The following is a 6,879-nucleotide window of genomic DNA, read 5'->3' on the forward strand; positions in this document are numbered from 1 at the left end:
CGGCCGCACGGTCGCCGCCGCGACCATGACCACCTCCGGAACCCGGTTCTCGGCCGGCTTCAGCCCGCTCATGGGCGGCGTCCACGTGGCCCCGTTCCCCACCGCCTACCGCTACGGCTGGTCGGAGGAGGAAGCCACCGACTTCGCGCTGCGCGAACTCGACTACATCCTGGCCACGCTCACCGCGCCCGCCGAAACGGCGGCGTTCGTCGTCGAGCCGGTGCTCGGCGAGGGCGGCTACATCCCGGGCAACACCCGGTTCTTCCAGGGCCTGCGCGAACGCGCCGACCGGCACGGCATCCTGCTGATCTTCGACGAGATCCAGACCGGTTTCGGACGCACCGGAAAGTTCTTCGGACATCAGCATTTCGACGTGCGGGCCGATGTCATCACCATCGCCAAGGGATTGGCGAGCGGATTCCCGTTGTCCGGAATCGCCGCGCCGCAGGAACTGATGGCCCAGGCCTGGCCCGGGTCCCAGGGCGGCACCTACGGCGGCAATGCCGTGGCGTGCGCGGCCGCGGTCGCCACGATCGACGTCATCGAATCGGAAGGATTGGTGGACAACGCCGCCGCCCGCGGCACGCAACTGCTGGCCGGAACGCGGGCGGCCGCCACCAAGGCGATCGGCGACGTACGCGGCCTGGGACTGCTCGTCGGAAGCGAATTCACCACGGCCACAGGCGAACCCGACACCGCGACGGCTGCGGCCGCGCAGCAGCTGGCGGCGCAGCGTGGCCTGCTCCTGCTGACCTGCGGCGCCTACAGCAATGTGGTGCGGATGATCCCGCCGCTGATCGTGACCGCCGAACAGGTCGACGAGGCACTGGCGCTCTGGAACGGAGTCCTCGACGAGCTGTAGCGCCGCACCGGCATCCGATCGGAACAGGAGATCCCGATGGCCCGATACCTCACCATCACCCTCACCAAGGCCGGCGTGCGCTGCCGGGCGCGACTACTGGACGACCAGGCGCCCCGCACCTGCGCGGCGGTCTGGGACGCGCTGCCCCAGGAGGGCGACGCGTTCCACGCCAAATACGCGCGCAACGAGGTGTACACCCTGGTGCCGCGCATCACGGCGGCCCCGCATCGCGAAAACCCCACGGTCACACCGATTCCCGGCGACGTCTGCCTGTTCGATTTCGAACCGTGGGAGATCGGCAATCCGGCCTACGGCTACGAACCCGGTTCGGCCGCGCACGCCGAACAGGGCGCCACCGACCTGGCCCTGTTCTACGACCGCAACAACCTGCTGATCAACGGCGATATGGGCTGGGTACCCGGCAACGTCTTCGCGACCATCGAAGAGGGCCTGCCCGAACTGGCCGCGGCATGCAACGCGCTGTGGCTACGCGGCGTCGAGGGCGAAACCCTGTCCTTCACACGGTCTCTCAGCACAGACAAAGACATCTGATCCGCACCACCATGCCGGCAACCGAATCGTGGCCGGTCGGAAATTCGATCGGCGGATCTCGTCGACAGTCCTACTCTGATCCGTGGAGTCACCGCAGGGGGCGGTGGCTACATGGATCGGCACCGATCGGTGCGCGATGGAGGGGGACGCAAGTTGAAGATTCGTGCATGCTCCGGCAAGTACTGTCACACCGGCCAAATCTATCTGGTCAACCATGTCACTGGAGCGATCGTGAAGACGGTCCAGCCCACCGTCATCGTGGCCGAGAACGGGCAAGTGGTCACCGCTTTTCCTGGAGGAGCATGCCGTGGACAGGTCTGAACCGAGCGACGACGAACTCGTGGAGTCGGTGATTCGTGCCGGTGCGGAAGCCGGGTATCGGGTCGACCGGGATGAGGCGGGGCGATTGCGCATCACGGCGGTCCGCGAGGTGCCGGTCGACCCTGCCTTGGTATTCAGGGTGACCGACGGGGAGTTGCGCGATTACTACACCCGCTTGTCAGCGGAATCCGGTGGACCGTTGGGGGCGGGAACTTCGTGGGAGGCATGGATGCTTCTGATGTCGACCCATCTCGATGAGGCTATTTACGAGGCAGAACGGTTGGACGGTCCCGGCGTGATCGTGATCGGTGACACGGGTTTCCGGACCGTGTCTCGGTCTACCACCGACTAGCCCAAAACCAGTTCGGCGAAGCGGGCCAGGGCCAGGACGAAATCGTCGGAGTGGCGCGGGCCGACGATCTGCAATCCCACCGGCATCCCCGCGGCGGTCGTGCCCGCCGGAATGCTGATCGCCGGTTGCTGGGTGAGGTTGAACGGATAGGTGAACGGCGTCCACTGCGGCCAGCTGTCCATCGAACTTCCCGGCGGCACATCGTATCCGGCCTCGAAGGCGGTGATCGGCATCGTCGGTGTGATCAGCACGTCGTAGACGGTATGGAAGGCGCCCATGGCGATTCCGATCTCGGCGGCCACCGCGCGGGCGTTCAGATAGTCGACCGCGCCGAGCGCCAGACCGCGATCCCACATGGCCCCCAGTCCGGGATCGACGCGGTCGCGCGAACCCGGCGGGAAGGTCGACAGCAGGGTCGCCGCGCCGGCCGCCCACATCTGTTCGAACGCCTCGCGCGGATCGGCGAAGCCCGGATCCGCCTCCACCACCCGCAAGCCGGCCTCGTCCAGCTTCCGCACGGCGGCCCCGACGACCGCCGCGACCTCCGGATCCACCTGGGCGAAGCCGAGATTCGCCGAATAGCCGACCGTCGCTCCGCGCACCTCACGCTGGAGCTCACCCCGGAAGGTCGTCAGCGGTGGTGCGCCCGCGGTCGGATCCCGCGGATCGGGCAGGGACAGGATGTCCATCAACAGCGCCACATCCTCCACCGTTCGGGCGATGGGCCCGGCATGTGCCAGCGGTCCGAACGGACTGGCCGGATACAGCGGGATGCGCCCGTGTGTGGGCTTGAAACCCACGACACCGCAGAACGACGCGGGGATCCGCACACTGCCGCCGCCGTCGGTGCCGATCGATACCGGCCCCATCCCGGCCGCGACCGCCACCGCCGAACCGCCGGAGGAACCGCCGGACGTCATAGCGGGATCCACCGGATTGCGGGTGATGCCGGTGAGCGCGCTGTCGGTGGTCGCCTTCCAGGCGAGCTCCGGCGTGGTGGTCTTGCCCAGGAAGACCAGTCCGTCCTCGCGCAGCCGCGCGGTCGCGGGGCTGTCGACCGGCCACGGCGCGTCCGGCCGGATGGAGGTCGAGCCGCGCAGGGTGGGCCACCCCTGGGTGAGGAAGACGTCCTTGATCGAGATCGGCACGCCGTCGAGCAGTCCCTGCGCATGTCCGTTGTGCCAGCGGGCCTCGGATTCCTTGGCCTGGATCAACGCTCGCTCGGAATCGACCAGGCAGTAGGCGTTGAGGGCGTCGTCGCGCGCGGCGATCGCGTCCAGCGCCGCCTGCGTGGCCTCGACGGGAGACAACGCCCCGGCCGAATAGGCGGAGGCCAACTCGGCCGCGGTCATCGCCGCGGGGTCGGTCCCGGTTCCGGGGTGGGCCATCGTGACTCCCTTCAGCTGGGCACGTAACCCAGCTTCTTGTCGACCACATTCTGTAGGGGCTGACCGGTGATCCAGCGCTGGAAGTTGTCGGTGAACGCGGCGACGATCTCCGACCGCCAGCCGATGAAGTCGCCGCTGTTGTGCGGGGTGACAACCACATTCGGCAGATCCCACAGCGGATGACCGGCCGGCAGCGGTTCCGGATCGACCACGTCCAGCGCCGCACCGGCGAGCGCGCCACCGCGCAGCGCGGCGACCAGATCGTCGGTGACGACCGATTCCCCCCGGCCCACGTTGATGAGACGCGCATGCGGTTTCATCGCCGCGAACGCGTTCGCGTCGAACAGATGCCGGGTCTGCGGCGTCAGCGGCGCCACGCAGATCACGTAATCGGCGCCGGGTAGTTCGGCGTGCAGATCGGTTGCGACGGTACCGAAGTCGGGATCGTCGGTGCGGGCGGTGCGGCCCAGCCCGCGGACCCGCATACCCGCGGCCCGCAGCAGGCGGGCGATGGCGCGCCCGATGGAGCCGGTGCCGACCACCAGCGCCGCGGCTCCGGCGACACGCTCGGATTCGCGATGGTGCCATTGGTGGCGCTGCTGCAGACGCAGCGATTCGGGCAGATCCTTGGCGAAGGCGAGGATCTGTGCCAGCACATATTCCGCGATGGGCTGATCGAACAGCCCGCGGGTGTTGGTCACCAGCACATCGCTGTCGATCAGCTCGTCGAACATCACGGCATCGACGCCGGTGGCTCCGACATGAACCCAGCGCAACCGGTCGGCGTGAGGCCAGGCGCCGGGCAGGGCGGTGCTCTGGAAGTCGTAGACGAACAACGCCTCCGCGCCGGGCAACGCGTCCGCGAGTTCCGCACCGTCGGCGAAGCGAACGCTGGCCTGCTGCGACACCGGACGCAGATATGCCGCGTCGGGCTCGACGCCGTCGTGCAGGACGGTGACAACTGGGCCCGCGTTCATATTGACAGGCTAAAAACCCATCGTATGCTTGTCAACAATCCGATTGTGTGCGGAGGTTCGTCGCCCGAACGCGAGAGGGGCCCTCGTGGAACTGAATTTTCCCGAGTTGGACGGACCTGTCGCGCAACGAGGTATCGGGATCATCGCGCCGTTCGACCTGGCGCTGGAGCGCGAACTGTGGCGGTGGGCGCCACTCGAGGTGAGCCTGCATCTCGCGCGCACGCCCTACGAACCGGTGCCGGTCTCCCTCGAAATGGCCGAATTGGTTTCCGACGCAGCACATCTCACCGCCGCCACCCGCAACGTCCTGCACGTCGAGCCCGAGGTCATCGCCTATCTGTGCACCTCGGGCAGCTTCATCAAAGGGCTGGCCTACGAACGGTCGCTGCGCGACACCATCTGCCGGGCCGGCGCCCGGGACGCGATCACCACCTCCGGCGCGCTGATCGAAGCGGTGCGCAAATTGGAATTGTCCCGGCTGTCGGTCATCACGCCCTACGACGACATCCTCACCGGGAAACTGCACGAGTACCTGCACGAGGCCGGCTGCGAGGTGCTGCGGTCGGACCATCTCGGACTGGGCGGCGGCATCTGGAAGGTCGGCTACCGCACCATCGCCGAACGCATCATGGCCGCCGACGATCCCGCCGCCCAGGCCATCTTCGTCAGCTGCACCAACCTCCCCACCTACGACCTGGTCGAGCCGCTGGAACAACTTCTCGGCAAGCCGGTCCTGACCGCCAACCAACTGACCATGTGGGCCTGCCTGGGACGGATGAAACTGCCGATGATGGGTCCCGGCAAATGGCTGCAGAACGTTTTCTAGGAGGCGCTGTGCAACGGCTACCGACCGTCGGCTTCATCTACCCCGACCACGCCGCCGAGGACGAATACCCCTGGGCCGCGGCACAACTCGGCGCGGATCTGCGGGTCGCGCACATCTACGGCACCGATCTGCACGCGGTGCCGGAGCTGCTCGACCTCGGCAGCCCGGAGAAGTTGTCCGAGGGTGCGCGACTGCTCGCGCCCTTCGAACCGCGGGCGGTGGTGTGGGCCTGCACGTCGGGCAGTTTCGTCTACGGCCCGCAGGGGGCGCGCGATCAGGTGGACCGGCTCGCCCGCGACTGCGGAGTTCCCGCGTCGAGTACCAGTTTCGCGTTCGTGGACGCGGTGCGCGCGATCGGTGTCCGCGACGTGGCGGTCTGCGCCAGCTATCCGGACGAGGTGGCCGCCCTGTTCGTGAACTTCCTCGCCGCGGCGGATATCCGGGTGGTCTCGATGTCGAGCGCCGGAATCGACACCGCCGCCGAAGTGGGCACTCTCACCCCGGAGCAGGTCCTGACGCTGGCAGCGGCGAACGATCATCCCGACGCCGAGGCGTTGCTCGTTCCCGATACCGCGATGCATACGATACAACTGCTTCCGGAGCTGGAATCAGCGCTCGGCAAGCCGGTACTCACCGCGAACCAGGTCACCGTCTGGCAGGGGTTGCGACTGGCGGAACTGCCCGCCGTGTCGCCGCCGTCCGGACCGGGGCTCGGGACGCTCTTCTCGGAAAGGCCGATTCATGTCGGTGATTGAGTTCGAACCCGTGAATCGGCAGTCCACGGCGGAAATGATCGCCGACCGGCTGCGCACGGCGATCATGCACGGCACGGTCGCCCCCGGTACCCAGCTGGTCGAGGCCGATCTGGCCACGCAGTTCGACGTCTCCCGCGGTCCGGTGCGCGAGGCCATGCAGCGGCTGGTCTCGGAGGGGCTGCTGCACAGCGTGCGCCACCGCGGCATCTTCGTCATCGAACTGAGTCTCGACGACGTCGTGGACATCTACCGGGCCCGCACCGCGATCGAGGGCGGCGCGCTGGATCTGATTCTGGACGGCCGCCGCGAGATCGCCTACGCGGCACTGGAAACCAGTGTCGCCGACATGCAGGCCTGCGCCGCGCGAGGTGATGCCACCGGCGTCACCGAGTCCGACCACGCCTTCCACCAGGCCCTGGTGACCAGCGCCGACAGTCCGCGGCTGGTGCGCGCGGCACGGACCCTCCTGATCGAGACGCGAATGTGCCTGGGCGCGTTGCAGACCACCTACACCGACCTCGGCGAGCAGGTCCGTGAACACATCGCCCTGCGCGAGGCGATCGCCGCCGGCCCGGCGGACCACGTTCGCGAATTGCTGGCCGGGCATATGCGCGATGCCGTCGAACGACTCCGGGAGCAGGCCGGCGGCGAGGAGTAGCCGCCGTCTCAGTCGATGAGCCCGCGCGGGCGCACCACGAAGACCGGTGAGGAGCGCTTCCCCTTCTCCTCCAGCAGGGCGATGGTCCGGCCGTCGGCGGTCGTGGCCGCGTGCACGCCGCGCACGCCGACCGGGTCCAGCCAGCGACCGTCGCGCAGCGATTCGGCTTGGGCGGCGTCGATCTCCCG

The 6,879-nt window shown here is 68.1% G+C and carries 8 protein-coding genes and 1 pseudogene; 6 read left to right on the forward strand and 3 right to left on the reverse strand.

Annotated elements, in window-relative coordinates:
- From RJ03_RS27760 to RJ03_RS27770, 3 genes are all read left to right on the forward strand, one after another.
- Positions 1-862: aspartate aminotransferase family protein (locus RJ03_RS27760; protein ID WP_036507796.1), on the forward strand; the 862-nt coding region annotated here is incomplete at its 5' end.
- 36 nt (positions 863-898) lie between these two features.
- Positions 899-1,414: a DUF3830 family protein gene (locus RJ03_RS27765; protein WP_036507798.1), complete on the forward strand. Its 516-nt coding sequence runs from the start codon at positions 899-901 to the stop codon at positions 1,412-1,414.
- A 307-nt stretch (positions 1,415-1,721) separates the two neighbouring features.
- A complete protein-coding gene (locus tag RJ03_RS27770; RefSeq protein ID WP_157163506.1) occupies positions 1,722-2,087 on the forward strand; it encodes a hypothetical protein in 366 nt (121 codons plus the stop codon).
- Here RJ03_RS27770 and RJ03_RS27775 read toward each other — a convergent pair.
- Together RJ03_RS27775 and RJ03_RS27780 are read right to left on the reverse strand one after the other, a co-directional pair.
- Complete coding sequence (locus RJ03_RS27775) at positions 2,084-3,475, reverse strand: amidase (protein ID WP_232329628.1); 1,392 nt, start codon at positions 3,473-3,475, stop codon at positions 2,084-2,086. The two genes, RJ03_RS27770 and RJ03_RS27775, sit on opposite strands and share 4 nt — an antisense overlap.
- A gap of 11 nt (positions 3,476-3,486) precedes the next feature.
- Complete coding sequence (locus RJ03_RS27780; RefSeq protein ID WP_036507803.1) at positions 3,487-4,452, reverse strand: D-2-hydroxyacid dehydrogenase; 966 nt, start codon at positions 4,450-4,452, stop codon at positions 3,487-3,489.
- 85 nt (positions 4,453-4,537) lie between these two features.
- Between RJ03_RS27780 and RJ03_RS27785 the strand changes: the two genes are divergently transcribed.
- The 3 genes from RJ03_RS27785 to RJ03_RS27795 are packed head-to-tail and all read left to right on the forward strand — an operon-like array spanning position 4,538 to position 6,691.
- Entirely contained in the window at positions 4,538-5,278 is a 741-nt protein-coding gene (locus tag RJ03_RS27785) for a maleate cis-trans isomerase family protein (RefSeq protein ID WP_036507807.1), read from the forward strand.
- A gap of 8 nt (positions 5,279-5,286) precedes the next feature.
- Entirely contained in the window at positions 5,287-6,033 is a 747-nt protein-coding gene (locus tag RJ03_RS27790) for a maleate cis-trans isomerase family protein (protein ID WP_036507819.1), read from the forward strand.
- A complete protein-coding gene (locus tag RJ03_RS27795) occupies positions 6,020-6,691 on the forward strand; it encodes a GntR family transcriptional regulator (protein WP_036507809.1) in 672 nt (223 codons plus the stop codon). Before RJ03_RS27790 ends, RJ03_RS27795 begins: the two co-directional genes overlap by 14 nt.
- An 8-nt stretch (positions 6,692-6,699) precedes the next feature.
- Here RJ03_RS27795 and RJ03_RS27800 read toward each other — a convergent pair.
- Positions 6,700-6,879 (reverse strand): annotated as a pseudogene (locus RJ03_RS27800) (tRNA pseudouridine(55) synthase TruB); the annotation flags it as partial.

Source organism: Nocardia aobensis NBRC 100429 (genome assembly GCF_000308375.1).
GTDB lineage: Bacteria > Actinomycetota > Actinomycetes > Mycobacteriales > Mycobacteriaceae > Nocardia > Nocardia aobensis.

Bases quoted from the DNA above. Each gene is read 5' to 3' on its own strand.
- RJ03_RS27765 (WP_036507798.1), top strand. From the start codon at position 899: ATGGCCCGATACCTCACCATCACCCTCACCAAGGCCGGCGTGCGCTGC.
- RJ03_RS27775 (WP_232329628.1), bottom strand. From the start codon at position 3,475: ATGGCCCACCCCGGAACCGGGACCGACCCCGCGGCGATGACCGCGGCC.
- RJ03_RS27780 (WP_036507803.1), bottom strand. From the start codon at position 4,452: ATGAACGCGGGCCCAGTTGTCACCGTCCTGCACGACGGCGTCGAGCCC.
- RJ03_RS27795 (WP_036507809.1), top strand. From the start codon at position 6,020: ATGTCGGTGATTGAGTTCGAACCCGTGAATCGGCAGTCCACGGCGGAA.